19 protein-coding genes are annotated in these 18,112 nt (G+C 44.9%); 7 read left to right on the top strand and 12 right to left on the bottom strand.

Annotated features, from left to right (window positions below):
* The first annotated feature begins 3 nt into the window (after positions 1-3).
* The 3 genes from G6047_RS10890 to G6047_RS10880 are packed head-to-tail and all read left to right on the top strand — an operon-like array spanning position 4 to position 1,866.
* The gene (locus G6047_RS10890; protein ID WP_169527650.1) at positions 4-639 is read left to right on the top strand and encodes a LysE family transporter; all 636 of its coding nucleotides are present in this window, start codon (positions 4-6) and stop codon (positions 637-639) included.
* A complete protein-coding gene (locus G6047_RS10885) occupies positions 632-961 on the top strand; it encodes an MGMT family protein (protein ID WP_169527649.1) in 330 nt (109 codons plus the stop codon). Before G6047_RS10890 ends, G6047_RS10885 begins: the two co-directional genes overlap by 8 nt.
* The gene (locus G6047_RS10880) at positions 958-1,866 is read left to right on the top strand and encodes an alpha/beta fold hydrolase (RefSeq protein WP_169527648.1); all 909 of its coding nucleotides are present in this window, start codon (positions 958-960) and stop codon (positions 1,864-1,866) included. Before G6047_RS10885 ends, G6047_RS10880 begins: the two co-directional genes overlap by 4 nt.
* A 155-nt stretch (positions 1,867-2,021) precedes the next feature.
* On the opposite strand, the gene G6047_RS10875 is transcribed toward G6047_RS10880, so the two are convergent.
* Positions 2,022-2,669, bottom strand: a complete 648-nt coding sequence (locus G6047_RS10875; RefSeq protein WP_169527647.1) for a porin family protein — start codon at positions 2,667-2,669, stop codon at positions 2,022-2,024.
* A 223-nt stretch (positions 2,670-2,892) separates the two neighbouring features.
* Here G6047_RS10875 and G6047_RS10870 point away from each other — a divergent pair, with 223 nt between their 5' ends.
* The 3 genes from G6047_RS10870 to G6047_RS10860 all read left to right on the top strand — a co-directional run bounded on the left by G6047_RS10870 (position 2,893) and on the right by G6047_RS10860 (position 5,674).
* Entirely contained in the window at positions 2,893-4,029 is a 1,137-nt protein-coding gene (locus G6047_RS10870; RefSeq protein WP_169527646.1) for an Mrp/NBP35 family ATP-binding protein, read from the top strand.
* 147 nt (positions 4,030-4,176) lie between these two features.
* Positions 4,177-4,416: a NifU family protein gene (locus G6047_RS10865; protein WP_169527645.1), complete on the top strand. Its 240-nt coding sequence runs from the start codon at positions 4,177-4,179 to the stop codon at positions 4,414-4,416.
* 205 nt (positions 4,417-4,621) lie between these two features.
* Complete coding sequence (locus tag G6047_RS10860; RefSeq protein ID WP_169527644.1) at positions 4,622-5,674, top strand: NAD(P)/FAD-dependent oxidoreductase; 1,053 nt, start codon at positions 4,622-4,624, stop codon at positions 5,672-5,674.
* A 125-nt stretch (positions 5,675-5,799) separates the two neighbouring features.
* Here the strand turns inward: G6047_RS10860 and G6047_RS10855 are convergent, their stop codons facing one another.
* The 5 genes from G6047_RS10855 to G6047_RS10835 form a co-directional block, all read right to left on the bottom strand.
* Positions 5,800-6,696 carry a helix-turn-helix domain-containing protein gene (locus G6047_RS10855; RefSeq protein ID WP_169527643.1) on the bottom strand — a complete coding sequence of 299 codons (897 nt, stop codon included), beginning with the start codon at positions 6,694-6,696 and terminating at the stop codon, positions 5,800-5,802.
* Between the two features lie 55 nt (positions 6,697-6,751).
* Positions 6,752-7,573, bottom strand: coding sequence for an SDR family NAD(P)-dependent oxidoreductase (locus tag G6047_RS10850; protein WP_169527642.1), 822 nt, complete (start codon positions 7,571-7,573; stop codon positions 6,752-6,754).
* A 169-nt stretch (positions 7,574-7,742) separates the two neighbouring features.
* Positions 7,743-8,390, bottom strand: coding sequence for an SCO family protein (locus tag G6047_RS10845; RefSeq protein WP_169527641.1), 648 nt, complete (start codon positions 8,388-8,390; stop codon positions 7,743-7,745).
* A complete protein-coding gene (locus G6047_RS10840) occupies positions 8,362-8,928 on the bottom strand; it encodes a toxin-antitoxin system YwqK family antitoxin (protein WP_169527640.1) in 567 nt (188 codons plus the stop codon). The genes G6047_RS10845 and G6047_RS10840 overlap by 29 nt, the downstream gene beginning before the upstream one ends.
* Positions 8,900-9,637 carry a YHYH protein gene (locus G6047_RS10835; RefSeq protein WP_169527639.1) on the bottom strand — a complete coding sequence of 246 codons (738 nt, stop codon included), beginning with the start codon at positions 9,635-9,637 and terminating at the stop codon, positions 8,900-8,902. The genes G6047_RS10840 and G6047_RS10835 overlap by 29 nt, the downstream gene beginning before the upstream one ends.
* 107 nt (positions 9,638-9,744) lie before the next feature.
* Between G6047_RS10835 and G6047_RS10830 the strand changes: the two genes are divergently transcribed.
* A complete protein-coding gene (locus G6047_RS10830; protein WP_169527638.1) occupies positions 9,745-10,074 on the top strand; it encodes a 2Fe-2S iron-sulfur cluster-binding family protein in 330 nt (109 codons plus the stop codon).
* A gap of 88 nt (positions 10,075-10,162) precedes the next feature.
* On the opposite strand, the gene G6047_RS10825 is transcribed toward G6047_RS10830, so the two are convergent.
* The 6 genes from G6047_RS10825 to G6047_RS10800 form a co-directional block, all read right to left on the bottom strand.
* On the bottom strand, positions 10,163-10,879 hold the full coding sequence (locus G6047_RS10825) for a dioxygenase family protein (protein ID WP_169527637.1): 717 nt from the start codon (positions 10,877-10,879) through the stop codon (positions 10,163-10,165).
* Positions 10,880-10,975: 96 nt separating this feature from the next.
* The gene (locus tag G6047_RS10820) at positions 10,976-11,737 is read right to left on the bottom strand and encodes an SGNH/GDSL hydrolase family protein (protein ID WP_169527636.1); all 762 of its coding nucleotides are present in this window, start codon (positions 11,735-11,737) and stop codon (positions 10,976-10,978) included.
* Positions 11,738-11,805: 68 nt separating this feature from the next.
* The gene (locus G6047_RS10815) at positions 11,806-12,588 is read right to left on the bottom strand and encodes a DUF3050 domain-containing protein (RefSeq protein ID WP_169527635.1); all 783 of its coding nucleotides are present in this window, start codon (positions 12,586-12,588) and stop codon (positions 11,806-11,808) included.
* A gap of 81 nt (positions 12,589-12,669) precedes the next feature.
* On the bottom strand, positions 12,670-13,686 hold the full coding sequence (locus tag G6047_RS10810) for a YncE family protein (protein WP_169527634.1): 1,017 nt from the start codon (positions 13,684-13,686) through the stop codon (positions 12,670-12,672).
* A gap of 584 nt (positions 13,687-14,270) precedes the next feature.
* Positions 14,271-15,449, bottom strand: coding sequence for an acyl-CoA dehydrogenase family protein (locus tag G6047_RS10805; protein ID WP_169527633.1), 1,179 nt, complete (start codon positions 15,447-15,449; stop codon positions 14,271-14,273).
* Between the two features lie 181 nt (positions 15,450-15,630).
* Positions 15,631-17,982: a T9SS type A sorting domain-containing protein gene (locus G6047_RS10800; RefSeq protein WP_169527632.1), complete on the bottom strand. Its 2,352-nt coding sequence runs from the start codon at positions 17,980-17,982 to the stop codon at positions 15,631-15,633.
* Between the last annotated feature and the right edge of the window lie 130 nt (positions 17,983-18,112).

The following is an 18,112-nucleotide window of genomic DNA, read 5'->3' as shown; positions in this document are numbered from 1 at the left end:
CGCATGCGCTATTTGCTGTCGCTCGTCTTGGGATTCGCTGCCTCGGGAATTGGGGTAATCCCGCCCGGACTTTTGAATATGACGGCATTGCGCATCAGTATTTCAGAAGGGAAAAGCGCGGCTAAAGTATTCGTTGCAGGAGCCATTCTGGTGATTTCCGTAGAATGCTATCTCGCGGTCCTGTTCGCACGTTATTTGGGCAAACATCCCGAAGTTGTCCTTATGCTGCGTGAAGCGGCACTCGTGGTTTTCATGTCGCTGGCCATTTATTTTTTCTTCTGGGCCAAAAAAATGAAGCCCGAAAAAGAAAAGATCAAATTACCCAGTCGTAGCCGTCGGTTCTTTTTAGGGATGCTTTTTTCGGGGCTCAATTTTCTTACCGTTCCGTTTTACGTTGTTGTGAGCCTGGCGTTCAATTCCTACCGGATTTTTGATTTTACCCAGTTGCACATTTTGCTTTTCGTGGTCGGCGTGATTCTGGGAACCGGGTTTGGTTTTTATTGTTTCGTAACATTTTTCCAACGCATGCAAAAGTATACTTCCCGTGTGATACACAATATGAATTACGTCATTGGCAGTGTCTTATTGCTGATTTCAATCCTCACGGCAATCAACATAATTCAATATTATTATGGCTGAAACTTCTTTTTTCGATAAGGTTTACGAAGTCGCCCGCCAAATTCCGTACGGACGCGTGACGAGTTACGGTGCCATCGCGCGTGCACTTGGTTCTACGGGTTCGAGCCGTATGGTAGGTTGGGCCATGAACGCTTCCGGATTAAAGGACGTGCCCGCTCACCGTGTCGTGAATCGCGTCGGATTATTGACAGGAAAACATCATTTTGAAGGGACGAATTTAATGCAGCAACTTCTCGAAAGTGAGGGCATAAAAGTCAAGGACAATAAAATAGTCGATTTCGAAAAATACTTTTGGGATCCGATGAACGAACTGGAACTATGAAAAAGGTAAGCTGTATCTTATTGCTGATGCTGATTGGTTGTTCGCAAAAGCCATCTGCCGAATCACAAACAAATCCTGAAGAAAAAGATTTTGTAAAATCATTCGATGCCGATTTGAAGACGACAACTTTCGGCAAAGACGACAAAGCTGGAAAATTCTATAAGGTACGGGGCATAAAAATGTATGTAGAGACTTACGGAAGTGGCGAGCCGCTTTTGCTCATACATGGAAACGGCGGCAGTATCAACAATTTCATTTACCAGATTGCCGAGTTTTCAAAATACTACAAAGTGATCGCGGTCGACAGCCGTTCACAGGGAAAATCCATCGATAAGAAAGATTCGCTCAGTTATGAAATGATGGCCGACGATTTTGCCGATTTATTGAAGCAGATGAAGGCCGGACCGGCGAATGTAGTAGGATGGAGCGATGGTGGAATCGATGCGCTGTTGCTTGCCGGACGACATCCGGAAACCGTAAAGAAAATAGCGATTACGGGCGCCAACACATTTCCGGATAAAGCTGCTTTTTATGGAAACGAATGGGAAAATATGAACGCAGGATTTTTATCGATTTCAAAAAAGATGAAGTCGGCAGAGCCAAAATCACCGGCCGATTCCCTGTCGTATAAACTCCAGAAACTGATGGCCGAAAACCCACATATTTCTACTCAAGATTTACACAAAATACAAACGCCGGCTTTGGTCATCGGCGGCGATCACGATATGATTTCGGTGGCCCATACCACAGCTATCTTTGAGAATTTACCCAATGCCCAGTTGTGGATCGTACCAAATTCAGGGCACGCGACTTTGGTCACACACGCTACCGAATTCAATAAAAAGGTACTGCACTTTTTCAAATCGGAATTTCCAAAGCGCAAAGACAGCGACCGGTTTTTTTGAGGTATCGGCGTGAAGTCCGCGCGACTGATACGAGCGGCTATCCTTTTGGGCCCGGCACAAAAGATAGAAGCGGGCAGCAGGACGGAAGCTTTACAAAACAAGGCGCGCCGCAAGTTTTGTTAGCTTGCGGCGCGCCATACTGACTTTAGGAAATGTTATAAGAACGAGTAAGCGGCTGAAATCTGGATGACGTTGTTGTGCAATTTATAGCTTCCCGAACCAGGATAATCCGCAATGTTGAGCAAGCCTAAATTTCCGCGTACCGATGCGATTAGGCCGAACGAAAATTCATATTGTGCGCCTGCGCAAATGGCTACATCTATGGATTTGTAATAATCTTTGACGTCTGTATCGTAGTTGTAATAATTTCCGGATTCGGCATCATAACCGGTTCCTTCTTCTTTCGCGCTCATCAGGAAACCTACCTGAGGCCCGATTCCGGCACTTAAACCTTTAACGGCGGCAAAATGATAATTGACCATTATGGGCACGTTGATGTAGTTGAGCTTTATTTTGTCCCAACCTTCCACATCGTCGAAAATATTGCCAAAGTAAGCTTCGTAATCACTATTCGCTCCCTGCATTGAAAATAAGACTTCGGGTTGGATACCGATAGCATCGGTGATCATGAATTCTGCGAATACACCTCCGTGGAAGCCGACACGTACACTGGCATCATCGGCATCGCCTGTGAGTGTTGAAAAATTCGGCCCAAGCTTGACGCCGAATTTCATGCCTTTGTCCTGGGCCTGTGAAGCCAATCCGGCAAACGCCAGAATGACGGTAAGGAAAACTTTTTTCATGTGAGATTTTGTTTTTGATTAGTATATCTAAGATACTACTTTTTAAATCGGGTGCGTTTGTGAAATGATAAATTACCTGAAATCAGGGATAAACGATTGCCGGATATGTGTTGCGTAAATCCAATCAGGCTGTAATTTTTGCATTGGGCCGATAGTTTTTAAATACTTATAATCCCTATCTTTGCAATCTGTAATCAGTCTTAATAAAGGCTGTTTTGATACCATGAAATTAGACAGAAAAGAAATCCTCAAAACCCTGGAAACCATTTCCATTGCCGGCGAGGGACAGAATATGGTCGAAAGCGGTGCCGTTAAAAACGTCCTGACTTTTGGCGACGAAGTAGTGATTGATCTCGTACTGGCGACTCCGGCCATGCACATCCGCAAACGAGCCGAAGACGACATCAAAAGACTGATCCAGGAAAACTTTCCCGAGGCCAAAGTTAAGGTCAACACAAAAGTTGAAGTTCCTGAAAAAGAGGCCGAAAATACCATAAAAGGAAAATCGATTCCGGGAATTTCGAACATCATCGCAGTTGCTTCGGGCAAAGGCGGCGTTGGGAAATCTACGGTCACGGCGAACCTGGCGGTAACGTTGGCCGGTATGGGCTTTCGCGTCGGGATTCTCGATGCCGATATCTACGGGCCGTCCATGCCAATCATGTTCGATGTGGAAATGGAAAAGCCCATTTCGATTACCGTCGACGGAAAATCCAAAATGAAACCGATAGAATCTTACGGGATCAAAATGCTTTCCATCGGATTCTTCACGGCTCCAAGCCAAGCCGTTATCTGGCGTGGACCTATGGCTGCAAAAGCGTTGAACCAGATGATTTTCGACGCCGATTGGGGCGAGCTCGATTTCCTGTTGCTCGATTTGCCGCCGGGAACGGGCGATATTCACTTGTCAATTGTCCAGGCTTTGCCAATCACCGGAGCAGTCGTGGTCAGTACGCCTCAGGCCGTAGCACTCGCCGATGCCAAAAAAGGAGTCGGTATGTTCCAGAGCGATGCGATCAAAGTACCGGTTTTGGGAATTATCGAAAACATGGCCTATTTCACCCCGGAAGAGCTTCCGGATAACAAATATTATATCTTCGGACAGGCCGGAGCACAACATTTAGCTGAAGATTTGGGTGTGCCTTTCCTTGGAGAAGTTCCGTTGGTACAATCAATCCGTGAAGCTGGAGATTACGGTCGTCCTGCTGCGCTTCAGACAGCATCTGCCATAGAATCTGTATTCGAGGAAATCACAAGAAACGTGGTCCAGGAAACCGTCAACAGAAATGAAAACCTGCCTCCGACCGAAGCTGTCAAAATCACGACAATGGCCGGATGTTCAGCGGTAAAAAAGAATTAGATAATTTGATAATTTGGAAATTGGAAAATGATCAGATTTGCCGAAATTTCAAGTAGTGAATAATAGTTAGTTTCAACAAGTGAGGATTGTTACTTTGAGGCAGAAGCATTATCAAATTTACAAATTCCCACATTTTCAAATTGAAATATGAACAATTCAGAATTAAACCAGAATATCGAAAAGGCGCTCGAAGAAATCCGCCCGTTCCTCAATAGTGACGGTGGCGATATTTCGCTCGTTTCGGTAGAAGACGGCAAACACGTAAAAGTGCGCCTTCAGGGAGCTTGCACCGCATGCAGCGTCAACCAGATGACACTAAAAGCAGGTGTGGAAACCACCATAAAAAAATACGCGCCTCAAATAGAGACTGTCGTCAATGTCGATTAAATAAAATTTTGGGCGTGCCGCCGGCCGGGAACTTTTCGATTGACATGAAGTTTCAGTATGGCCGTCGTCGGGCTGGCCCGCTACTATCTTTTACGGCCTCCGCTTTGCTACAGCCGCAAAAGGATAGCCGCTCGCATCTGCTTCGCCAGTTCGGCTAAAGCCTCGTGTCTCACGCAACCCCATTTTCATAATTCACCCGAATCCAATGATTGAAACAGATATCCTCATAATCGGCGCCGGCCCAACCGGATTATTCGCCGTTTTTGAAGCAGGTTTGCTAAAACTCAAATGCCACATTATTGATGCCTTGCCGCAAATTGGCGGTCAGCTCACGGAATTGTATCCGAAGAAACCAATCTTCGACATTCCCGGTTTTCCGGAAGTGCTTGCCGGCGATTTGATCAAAAACCATATGGAACAAATCAAACAGTTCCAGCCCGGTTTTACGTTGGGCGAACGTGCCGAAACCATCGAAACCCTCGAGGACGGAACGTTTGTTGTCACCACAGATAAAGGCACGCAACACCACGCTCATGCCATTGCCATTGCCGGTGGTCTGGGAAGTTTCGAACCACGCAAACCAGTCATAGAAGATATTGAATTCTATGAAGACAAGGGCGTGAATTACTTCATAAAAGACCCTGAACTCTACCGTGGTAAAAAAGTTGTGATTGCCGGCGGTGGGGATTCTGCTTTGGACTGGAGCATCTTTTTATCTGATGTAGCATCAGAAGTTACCTTGATCCATCGCCGGAACGAATTCCGCGGTGCCTTGGATTCTGTAGAAAAAGCCCAGGAATTAAAGCATCAGGGCAAAATAAAACTTATTACTCCGGCAGAAGTCGTCGGATTGCAGGGAGCCGAAAAGCTCGAAGCCATTGATATTGAAGAAAACGGAGCGCATCGCCGTATCGAAACAGATTACCTGATTCCTTTGTTTGGGCTCACGCCTAAACTCGGCCCAATCGCTAATTGGGGTCTGGAAATCGAGAAGAACGCCATCAAAGTCAACAATGCCCTTGATTACCAAACCAATATTCCGGGCATTTATGCTATTGGCGATGTAAACACCTATCCGGGCAAATTGAAATTGATCCTTTGCGGCTATCACGAAGCGACTTTGATGTGCCAATCGGTCTATCAGCGTATGAATCCGGGGAAAAAATATGTACTGAAATACACTACGGTTTCCGGTGTAGATGGATTTGACGGAAGTAGGAAAGAGGCCGAAAAAGCGGTCGTGAAATCTATTGATTGATTTTCAAAGGCCCGTGTTGATAATTATTTTGCCTTCGTATTAAAATAATCGTTACCATAGACCTTCCAGGTTTATAAACCTTCCGGGTTTTATAATCCTGGGAGGTTTTTTCACAGAATTTATAATCAATTCAAAAACTGCTTCCTAAATTCAACCGGACTCATCCCCGTCTCCTTTCGGAACAACCTCGAAAAATAAGGCGGGTTTTCAAAACCTAAAGAATATGCCGTTTCCGCCACAGAATACTCACGGTTCTGCAACATGTTCTTCGCTTCTCCAACAAGAAAAATATGTATCAGTTCGATAGCTGTTTTTCCGGTTTCCTGCCGTAATAAATCGCTGAGGTATCTTGTGGATGTATTGAGCTTTTCTGCTAAAGATTTTACGGTCGGCAGCCCATTTTCTTTGAGGAATCCGTTTTCGAAATAATGGGACAACAAGGTGTTGAAACGCGAAACCGTAGTTCCTGAAATTTCCGTCCGGTTCAAAAACTGCCTTTTGTAATACCGCTGCGAATATTTCAATATCGAATCGATATGCGTCAATATGATTTCACGGCTGTATTCATCCTGATTGTTTAAATACTCTTGCTCAATCTTAAAATATAATTCCCACATCAGTTTTTCTTCTGCAGGCGACAGATGCAATGCTTCGTTGGTTTCGTAGTCAAAGAATCCGTATTTTTTTATATCGTTGTGTAATGCATGTCCGTTGAGGAAATCCTCATGGATGAAAATCAGGAAACCTTTTTCTTCGAGTTCGATATCTTCAATGGTAATGATTTGTCTTGGCTTTGCAAACAGCATCGAGCCGTTTTCATGATCGTATTCGGTCCGGCCATATCTAATGATTCCGGACTTGAGCTTTTTGAACATGATCAGATAAAAATCTCCGGTAAATGAACCTTCGACCACGTTGCAAGCCTCAAGACGTTCACATAATACAAGGCTGATCAGCGGATTTTCGGGTGGCGGAAATCCGGTGGCACGGTGTAATTCGCTTATGCTTTTGAAATGTTCCATACACAAAATTAAAAAACGCAGCCGACACATGCCGGCTGCGTAAAATTACTGATAATTAAGCTCCGTGGGCTGCAACCGAAACCTCATTCCATTGCTTCCAGGTATCGAGCCTTTCCTCATACACCTGAGTCGCCCATGGCAGCGTGTGTTTGCCAAGGAAAAGGCGTAACGGCGGATTTTCCGCATCGATGAGTTTGAGTACGGCTTCAGATGTTGCGTTCGGATCCCCAAACACACCTTCCTGTGCATTGGCTTCGTTAAAAGCACTACGGACGGCATCGTATTCAGGCATGTGTTGTGTGTGGTTCGAACTCGGGCCCGCCCAATCGGTACTGAACCCGTTCGGTTCGATCATTGAAACTTTTATCCCGAATTGACTGACTTCCTGTTGTAAGGTTTCGCTGATACCTTCGACTGCAAACTTCGATGCATTGTAAATTCCAAGCAAGGGCAAAGTTACGATTCCCAAAATACTTGAAACCTGTACGATGTGGCCGTGGCCTTGTTTGCGGAAGACCGGAAGTATCGCCTGTGTCACCCATAAAAGGCCGAAGACATTTGTTTCGAATTGTGCCCTGGCTTCTGCTTCAGTCGTTTCTTCGATCGTTCCGAACAAACCGAAACCGGCATTGTTTATCACGACATCAATAGTACCGAAATACGCTGCAGCTTTTTGGATGGCTGCGAAACTGTCGGCTCTATTGTTTACATCAAGTTGGATTGGGAGAATGTTCGGACCATACGTTTTGACCAAATCGTCAAGGTCAGACAAATTACGTGCGGTTGCTGCTACTTTATCGCCCCGTTTTAAAAAGGCTTCGGCCCATAGTTTTCCAAAACCTCTTGATGCTCCTGTTATAAAAATTGTTTTTGACATGATTTATCTTGTTTAAGATTACAGGACAAAATTAGAGTTAGGAACTGTCCTGAACCTGATACAAAATCACGTAATGCCGATACAAAAATGCGTAAGAATTACGCGTGCGGATTTTAACAGCCGAGGCACGGCAGAGCTGTATGGGACAGAGCGCAATAAAATATTAAATCTATTTCACCTCCTTTTTCAATTCCTGGATGTCGTCAATTAGCTGTTTGGCTTCAAGCGCGAGCGTTCCGTTGTAAATCCCACGGATTCTTCCTTTCGCATCAACCAGGATAAAATGCTCCGTATGCAGGAATTCGGAACTGTTTTTACTGAAACCTAATTTTTCCTCGGCAAAATAACCGCGCCTTGCCAAGTCGTAAATTTCAGCTTTGTTTCCGGTCACAAAATGCCAGTCCGGTTTTGTGATTCCTTTTGTGTGTTTGTAATTACGTAGTATTTCTGGTGTATCGATCCAAGGTGTCACGCTGTAGGAAACTATTGCCACGGAAGTATCTTTTTCAAATGCTGTCCCAACTAATTTCATCTGGTCTGTCATTTTTGGACAGATACTTCCGCACGATGTAAAGATGAAATCGGCTACATAGATTTTTCCGGAAATGCTTGAATTGGTGAACGGTTTTCCATTTTCGTCCGTTAAGGAAAAGGATGAAATTTTGTGTCTGATGGAATTATCGGCCTGGCTTTGCGTAAGAAACAAAGGTGTAAAATCAGCTGAATCATAAAACGGAATAGGTTGCGTTTTTTGCTGCTGACATGAAATCAGCAACAACAGAAACACGCTACTTCTTAAAAATACTGTCGCTCGCATTGACGCAATTTTTAGTTCCTAAAAGTCCGTAACGACGTCCATCGATCACTACATAGTTCGCACGGATGCTCCCATTGTCGTAAAATAATTTCTGGGAGCCTTTTTCGTAGCCGTTTTTGTAGTGCATCTGCCGTATAAGTTTTCCATTCGAATTCCACTCGCTGTAGGATCCGTCATATTCTCCTTTTTCAAAATGGCATTGCTGCTTTTTGGTTCCGTTTTCCCAATAGACGGTATAATCACCAGTCTTTGATCCGTTTGAAAACCATCGCATTTCGTGAAGCTTGCCGTTTTCAAACCAGTTTTTCCAGAGTCCGTCGGGCAGGCCTTTTTTGTATTGGCTCCGGAAGATGGTATCGCCATTTTTTGTCAGTTGGAATACGACACCATTCAATCCTTTTCCTTTGGCATACAGGATTCCGTGTTCTTCGCTAATGGTAGTTGAATCTATATTGTAGAATTGCGGCTTTCCCTCATCGGAACAACTGCAAAAAAACAACAGCACCAGGCTAATTGCTGACAGTGCCCGGAAAGCCATAGAAACCGCTGCCGTTGATGTACGGATCGACAGATGTGATGTGATAATGATAGATGCCTGATGGATAATCAGCAGTGATACTGGTATGGCCGTGGAATTCATCCAGAGCATCCTCAGTAACATCAACACCATTTTCCTGTGGGCCGTATACTGGAAAACCATCAAGGAGGAAACCGAGTAATGCCGATTTTGTGGCGAGGACACTCGTAAGGTAAAGCGGCTCTACATGATAATGATAATCACCTCCGGGTGCCGGATGACCCCAGTATTGGTCAAAGCTGACGACTTCGTTCGTGAGCGGTTGGTTCGGGCCGGCGTATTGGTTGAAAAACGGAACACCGTTGAGTGAAATCCCGATTGGGCCCAGAGGTGTTGCCGGATGTGCCGAATTGACTTCAGGTGTGATCGGAAGTTTGAAAGTGTAATTGCGCGTTGTAATGGTATTTGGGTTTTTGTTGAAGGTATTTCCGTGGAAAGTGGTTCCGCTGAAATCTTCATAAAGCGGGTTCGAGGTAGGATAATAGACACTTTTGTGATCTGGCGTTCCGGTAGATTTGATGTAGACATATGTACCGTCGCTCGTGATTGAAGTGGCACCGTATATTTTTTGGTAAATGGCAGGGACTTCTGCCGATGCCGACGGATTGTCTTCGGAATCATTGCATCCGAAAAAAAGAACGGCTGCGATAGGGATTAAAAATCGTTTCATTGGTTTGGTTATTTTGGTTTATCTGATAAAAATCAATTCATAGAACTCCTTTAAATTGAGGTTGCAGTTGTTTTGGTTATGATGTAATTTTGCGCCAACTTCAGCTTATGTCAGATATTGCCATTACCATCATAGACCGCGACGGGAATTCCCACACCGTAGACGCACCGACAGATATGAACATGAACATCATGGAACTTGTCCGTGCTTATGAACTTGCCCCCGAAGGCACCATTGGAATCTGCGGCGGCATGGCCATGTGTGCCTCGTGCCAATGTTATGTGCTCAATGACACCGAACTTCCAGAAATGAGCGACGATGAAGATGCCATGTTATCAGAAGCGTTCAACGTCAAACCTAACAGTCGCCTCGGTTGCCAAATCCACATCACGCCTGAAATCGAAGGTCTCATTGTGGAACTCGCACCCGAATCGTAATCTAAAATAAAGAGATGCCGAATTTTCATCCAGCATCCCTTTTCAGAAAAGCCCTCCGACTTTTCAATAACACAACAACAACATTATTTTAAGCCGGAACATACAACGTACTTTCCAGCGTGAATCCATTTGTAACATCCCCGGTTACGCTTGCTATTTCGCAGGTATAGGAGTCTGAGAAAACATTATCCTGTGCATTGTACGTGTAACCGTTCATCCCTTTTGTATAGCCATTTTCGGTGGATGCATTGACGAGTTCGACGGCACTTCCCGTTGCTTCCGGAAACGCGATTTGCGTCACTAAAAGCGAGTTGCCCGATGCGTCGTAAACGTGAACATGAATATGGGTCGATCTTCCGGAATACCATCCCGGGAATATAGACGTGAAATATACTTCGCCACCGCTGTTGCTGGTCTGGCGTCCGCGAAGGAAATGATTTGAGGTATAATCTACAGATTGCATCTGCGTGCCGCCGTATTCCGAATAATTGCCGTCTTTGTCACAATGCCAGATGTCAATCAGTGCCCCGTCTAAAGCCGCATCTGAAGCATTTGCATTTAACAACGTAATGGCAATGTTGAGCAGGATTCCGGTGCGGTCACCACGAATATCGGTCTGGACCAGAGAAGAAGGGGAATGTGTCGGGAAAGGGCCTGTAGTTTCAGATGGGGAAACACTACAGTCACCCGTTTGATCTACGTTTGATTGCTGTGAATCATCTGAAGAACAATTCACCACGAGTGGCGTGACAGCCATGCCAAGGCCGAATAATCCGAGTCCTTTTAAAAAATCCTTTCGTTCCATACCGTTAGCATTTGCCAAATTAACAGTAAGGTTGCGTTTAAAATTGCCTTTAAAACAGGTTTTGAGGCGAACGAAGGAATTCTATCGGTAAATGGATTATGGAAGTGTCTGCAAAGCTACGGGAAGAATTCGTTCCACAAACAAGGCATAAGCCACTTCTGATGGATGCAACCCGTCCGAAGCGACGAGGTAAGGATTGTTGAGCCCGTTCTGGGTAATATCTGTAATATTTACAAATACGATTCCGTGTGTCTGGCAATAGTTGCTGGCAAAAGCATTGTATTGTGCGATTTGTGTGGTAATCGTCATCATGGTTCCGGGCAATGACGAACCGTAAGGCGTGTAGGCATAATCCGGAATCGAGACGACGATCACATTATTCATATCGTTTCCGGCGAGTTGTATGGCTTTGTTTACCAATTGAGGAAACTCGGTTTCATAAAGGCTGAACGGCTTGCTTTGGTATTGATTGTTGACCCCGATCAGCAGCGTCACCAGGTTGTAATCCTGTGCCGGATTTGCTGCGTTGATAGCATCGATAAGATTCGTTGTAGTCCAACCCGTCGTGGCAATCATGTCCGTTTGTACGCCTCCGGTTATATGGGCTTCTATGGCTACTTCGAGTTGGGCGGGAAAACTGCATGCCGAACACACATTTTGGCCAACGGTATAACTGTCTCCCAATGCCATGTATTTTATGGCTCCTGTTTCTATGGGTTCTTCAGGGATTGGGTTTTCCGTGGTGTCGTCGGTGGGATCAGTAACTACTGGATTCTGTGACGTCGGCCTAGGTTCATCAGAAGAACTGCAGGCTGCAAAAATCGTCACGAATAATAGTAAGGCCGTAAGTCGTTTCATGATTTGTGTTTGGATGATATACGGCATTCCTGTCTGTTGGGTTTTCTGCCTTCAGAAGTGTCGATAGGTCAGACCAGTTCGGACTTCATCGAAATCTGTTCTTCGATGGCGTTCCACAGTTCGATGCGTTTTTCAAGTGCCTCGATAGAAACTTCTTCGACTTCTTTCCACTTTTGTTCATTGTCTCCGCAAAGCGATTCAATCATCTGCATTGCCATTGGGCCGTGTTCATCTGCGTCGAGTTCAATATGTCTTTCAAAATAATAGACGAGTTCCGATAAATCTGTTTCCGGAAATTGAAGTTGGAAATTCCTCAGTATCTCAGTGAACATGGACGGAATCAAATCTTCGCGCCCAAAGGTAAACGCTGCGGCAATACAATGCGGTTTCCCGATTTCTATGGTCGTAAAGGTGAATTCGAGGAATGATTTGACTTTCGGATGCAATTTGCTCTGGCGAATTACTACAAGAATATTATGCAGATCGAACACATTCCGGATGAACGATTCCACTTCCGACGTGTCAGCACCACATGCTTTCATGGCTTCCAGATACATTTCGAAATGGCTTTTGCGGCTTCCGTCAAGTGCCAGGTCAGACTCTTCAGCAAGCACGATTTCATTGATCAGGTAGCGTGTTTCCGCATCTTTCGTAGCGAACCATGGTGTTGTGGTACACGTCAGTTTTTGCTGTAATGCCTTTAGCAACGACATGAAATCCCAAACGGCATACACATGGTTTTCGAGAAAAACATTTAAATCTTCTGGGGTCGTGATTTTTGCGTACAGCGGATGCTGCAACAATTGTTCGCGCTGAGGCTGAAGCGAAGCATTGATTTGGGAAACGGTCATTAGGGAAGTTTTAGCTGTTCCAAAAATACGAAAAGGAATAAGCGACAGTTTCGCCCCATACGTTAAAATCGATGATTTGCTTTATTTTACGATTACCGATGTGATTCCGTCCGGTCGAGCCACGTCAACTTTTCGGATAACTTCACGGGTTTTTAGGTCAATTACGACAACTGAGTTATCAGGCGTACACGAAACGAACATTCTATTGTCGCTATCTATGTAGATTCCGGCTCCGCGGCCAATGTTCATTTGTTTTTCCAGTTTATGCGATACAAATCCGTAGAAAAGTAGGTCACCCGTTTTGACACTGACAATACAAACCGATTTTCCATCCGGTGTTATTTTAAGCCGGTGTAACCCTAGGACTTTGGTGTCGATTTCAAATTTGACTTCCTTTTTTTCAAGATCGACAACGACGATTTTTCCATCCGGACGCGAAGTCCAGAGTTCTTTTCCGTCGGCCGATACATCGAAGCCTTCCGCTCCGACACCAACACTGACGAGTGTTTGGCGCCATTCGTTGCGCAGTTTCGCGTTTGCCGGTAAAATTCCGGTGGGCGGCATATATGGCGGGATTTCCTTCTTTTCAAAAATACTCACAGTTCCGGATTCGACATTGGTCGTGTAAAATGTATTTCCGTCCTTCGTGACATAAATCAGATGTGTGAAATCCTGTCCGGTTCCTAAAACTCCTTCGATTTTATTTTCTGACAGATTGTAAAGTGCCACACTTTTTGAGCCCTGGGCGGTGAACCACAATTTGTTTTTTTGATACGCCAAACCGTGGGGAATATAGAAAGGCCGCGTATCGATTTGGCTTTCAGGACTTAAATCCTTGAGGTTGATGATGTCGATTTCATGTCCGTTATTGTTCATCTCCGGATTCGAAACATAGGCAAATGAACCATCGTCTGAAGTCACGACCTCATGCGAATCATTGCCGACAGGAATTGAAGCGACCGTTTCCAATGTGTTATAATCGAGAACCTGCACTTTTCTGTCGCCTTTGGAAAGGATCAGGGTGTAGTGTTTGTTTTGTGAAAATGAAATTGTGGTTACAAAAATCAGCACAAGGGAAAATCTGGAAAATAGGTTCATAAAGATGTTTTCGGGACGAATAAGTTATATTTTTCTGGAGTCTAGTCCTGATGCGAGCAAAAGCCTTTTGACGCAAACGGCTTGGTTTTATTTGTGCGGCAAAGCGACCAACGGAAGCTCTTGCCACACATTATAAAACCGGCGTTTGCTAAAAAGGCTTGGAGCGGGTCAGCAGGGAATTACTTCAAGCATAATTGATTGCATAAACGTAAGTTTTAACAAAATGTACATATTTTATGTAATCAGATTATCTCAGGATTTTGTAGGGATACATTTTCCCCTTCCCTGAAGGTAAGATCGGGATTTATCCGATATGTCAGTTACAGATTTTATGTATCAAAAGTTAAAATTCAGTCTGCAAAAATAGATTTGGAAATGCAGACCAACACTTTAACATTTGATACATTTTTTATGTAACCAAATCATTCAGGAATTTTGTAGGGACACATTTTCCCCTTCCCTGAAAGTAAGATCGGGAATTTCAAAATACCCCAATTGCAGTTTTTCTACCTCATTTGTTAAATGTGCAAAAAAAAATCGGGGAACCACAACCGCAGTTCCCCGATCCAATTCTTTAAAAGTTTTTATTTGAACGCCGCCAAACCAGTAACATCCATTCCCGTAATCAGCAAATGGATGTCGTGCGTACCTTCATAGGTAATGACAGATTCGAGGTTCATCATATGACGCATGATAGGATATTCACCTGTAATTCCCATCCCACCAAGCATTTGTCTTGCCTCTCGAGCTATTTCGATGGCCATATTCACATTGTTGCGTTTCGCCATCGAGATTTGTGCCGATGTTGCACGACCTTCGTTCCTCAGGACTCCGAGTCGCCATGTAAGCAATTGCGCTTTTGTGATCTCAGTAATCATTTCGGCCAGTTTCTTCTGTTGAAGCTGGGTTTGTCCGATTGGTTTGTCAAACTGGATACGCTCTTTTGAATATCGTAAAGCTGTATCGTAACAATCCATCGCGGCACCAATCGCGCCCCATGCAATTCCGTAACGGGCAGAATCTAGGCAACCAAGCGGTGCACCAAGCCCTGATTTATTCGGTAACAGATTCTCTTTCGGAACCTTTACATTGTCAAATATCAATTCTCCGGTAGCTGAAGCGCGCAACGACCATTTGTTATGTGTTTCCGGAGTCGTGAAGCCTTCCATGCCGCGTTCCACGACAAGTCCGTGGATTCTGCCTTCTTCATCTTTTGCCCAAACAACAGCGATATCTGCAAACGGAGCGTTCGAGATCCACATTTTCGCACCGTTCAAAAGGTAATGGTCGCCTTTGTCTTTGAAGTTCGTGATCATTCCGCCTGGGTTCGAGCCGAAATCCGGTTCAGTCAAACCAAAACATCCAATGAATTCGCCCGATGCCAGTTTCGGCAACCACTTCATTCGCTGTTCTTCATTCCCATATTTCCAGATAGGATACATGACTAAAGAAGATTGTACCGATGCTGTCGAACGCACACCGGAATCACCTCTTTCGATTTCCTGCATGATCAATCCGTACGAAATCTGGTCGAGGCCTGCGCCGCCGTATTGTTCCGGAATATATGGTCCGAAAGCACCGATTTCCGCAAGGCCATTTATGATTTGCTTCGGGAATTCCGCCTTCTGCGCATATTCTTCTATGATGGGCGACACTTCGCGTTTGACCCATTCCCGGGCAGAATCGCGGACGAGCTTTTGCTCATCGGTCAATAAATCGTCAAGTAAATAATAATCTGGTGCTTGGAACAAATCGGGCTTCATGTAGCTTGAATTTTAGACGCGGCAAAAGTAGGGGAAAATTTGGGATGGACAATGTCGCTACATCGATTTCGTTAGGAAGTTCAAAAGTTGATGGTTCAAAAGTTCGGAAGACATTATCGAAAGCTGTGTCTGCTACTCCCGATCTCCCGATCTTTTGAACTTCAAACTTCATAGTAAGCACTTATTCCTTGACAAGCTTAGCGGTTTTTAATTTCCCGTCTGATTCCGTTTTTACAACATACAATCCGTTTTCAAGTGAAGAGACGTTGATTTTTCCATTTATGGTTTTCGCATTCAGGACCGCTTTTCCGCTAAGATCGTAGACCATTACCGAAGCATCTGTTCCTAATGAAACCATGTCGCGGGCCGGATTCGGACAAAGCACTAACTGGTTTGGATTTGTAAACGTTTCCAGTGAGAGTTGCGTCACATCAAGCCGCTTTACGAAACCATTATAAATTCCGGCGTAGGATACATAAAGATTGTTTCCGTCAAAAACCATTTCCGGAAAACTGCTCCCGGCAGAAACAGGCTGGCCCACGTAATTCCAGTCGGTTCCGTCAAATCGCATCACGACCGAGCGTTTCATCTGGCTGGCATCGGTAAATGCTATATAGGGCATATTGTCAGGGCCAATCAAAATACTTTCATTGCTGATTCCCGATTCGGTGAAATCGGCATCGCCCAACAAATTCCACGTCGTGCCGTCGAATTTCTTGACAATGGCTTTGGATGCGTTGGCATTATCTGAAAAAATCACATAGATATTTCCCAAAGCATCACAGGCGACATGCGGATTCGCCACACCAAGGTTCGAAATTCCGGTTGTTCCGGCCGTTTGCCAGGTTGTTCCGTCAAAATATTGTACACTTGCTTTGTATGAGGCGGTTGCATCGGCATAAATTACCACGGGTTGCCCGTTTTGATTGAGCGTCATGTCCATGTTCTCGGCAATTCCCGGAGAAAAATCGGCACTTCCGACTGTAATCCAATTGGTTCCGTCGAATTTCCGAATGTTGGTTTTTCCAGATACCATATCGATATAACTCACGAATGCGATGCCTGAACCTGAAACCATGATTTTTGACTTCTTGACATTATTCGTTGTGAAGCCTGCATTTCCGACATAAGTCCAGCCACTTCCGCTGTTTTTTTCTACCGAGAGCTTATTGTCGCCATGTCTCGGATACGAAACATAAACGGTTCCGTTATGAGCAGCAACGCTGAGGTAAGCCGTGTCCGGATATAAATAAGAAACCGTTCCGTTGAGCGTTCCCATCGATTGCCAGTTAGAACCATCAAATTTCATGATTGTCCCCACGAAGCCAAAGTTGGAATAATCTGTATAGACGGCGTAAATGGTTCCCGTCGATGCATCTGTCGCCATGCGGACACCGGTGTAGCTGTGAAAGCCTTCGTCCGCATAGGATGAAGTGGCGGTCCATGTATTTGATATGAGTTTTTTTGCGGTCTGGCGTCGGCCGTTCCTCGAATTGGAATAGACGATAATTGGAGTTTCAGAAGCATCAAATGTTGTAATGATAACGGTGGATTGATCTTCGAGTATGTTTCCCGCAGAATTCCAGTTTGTCCCGTCAAATGTGCGTACTTCCGTCTGGTAAAATCCGTTCATATAACTCAGATACGCAACGCCCGAAGGACTGAAGCTCAGATTGGCGGAATTCGAATACGAAATACTTGCCGGGCCATCAAAAACCCAGGCAGATCCGTTAAAGTGTCGCACATCCAAGATGCCGCCAGAGTTGGAATTGTGCGCCTGTGCGAGATACGGGATGTCGTTGTGCAAGGCAAGGCTCAAGGTGTAAACGGTACCTTCTGTGAAACCCGCCGATCCAAGGATTTCCCATGTTGAGCCATTGAACCGCTGGACTGTCGCCTTTCCCTGAAATGAGCCGTCCTTGAAAGCGACAATGGGTCTGTTCTGGCTATCGACATCCAAATTCACGTTAGATCCCAAACCAGAGGAAATGCCAAGTCCGCCAACGGCTTCCCAAGTTGTTCCGTTGAATTTTTTCACAGAGATTTTATTCGCCGTTGCATTATCCTGATAGGCTACATAAGGTGTTCCGTTTGGAGCGATGGCGATGTCCGGGTTAAAAGCATAACTTTCCGAGAAGCTGGCGCCGCCTATGATTTCCCAGGTTGTCCCGTTGAATTTTTGGGCTTTTCCGGTTCCGGTTGCAGCATCATAGTAACAAACGTAGAGGGAATTGTCTGTTGCGATTGCCAGTTGCAGATAGGCCACAGGCCCGTTTGAAAGATTTGGGCTTCCGACGGTTTGCCACGAAGTTCCGTCGTATTTTTTCACAGTGATGCCGGAATCAAAATAATTGTCCCGAAAGGCGGTGTAGATATTTCCGTTGCTGTCGCGTACGGCATCAGACGAATCGCTTGTTCCATAAGAAAGTCCGGAAAAAGTGATGGCATCGTTCTCTGCTGTTCCTACAGGTTGCCAGGTTTGTGCAAAGGTCAGCATCGGAACAAAAACCAGCAGGCGTAAAATTGATTTCATAATGAGATTTTAGGATTCGGGGCAAATCTCGTTTTACGATTACCTTTTTACAATACGTCAAATGCCTTATATGGAACGGAGTAGAAGTAAGATGCTTGTTTTTTTTAATCACGGGCAACGTTTTGATTTA

This window comes from Flavobacterium silvaticum, assembly GCF_012911565.1.
In the GTDB taxonomy this organism is placed as follows: domain Bacteria; phylum Bacteroidota; class Bacteroidia; order Flavobacteriales; family Flavobacteriaceae; genus Flavobacterium; species Flavobacterium silvaticum.
This window is presented reverse-complemented; position numbering and strand designations above follow the sequence as displayed.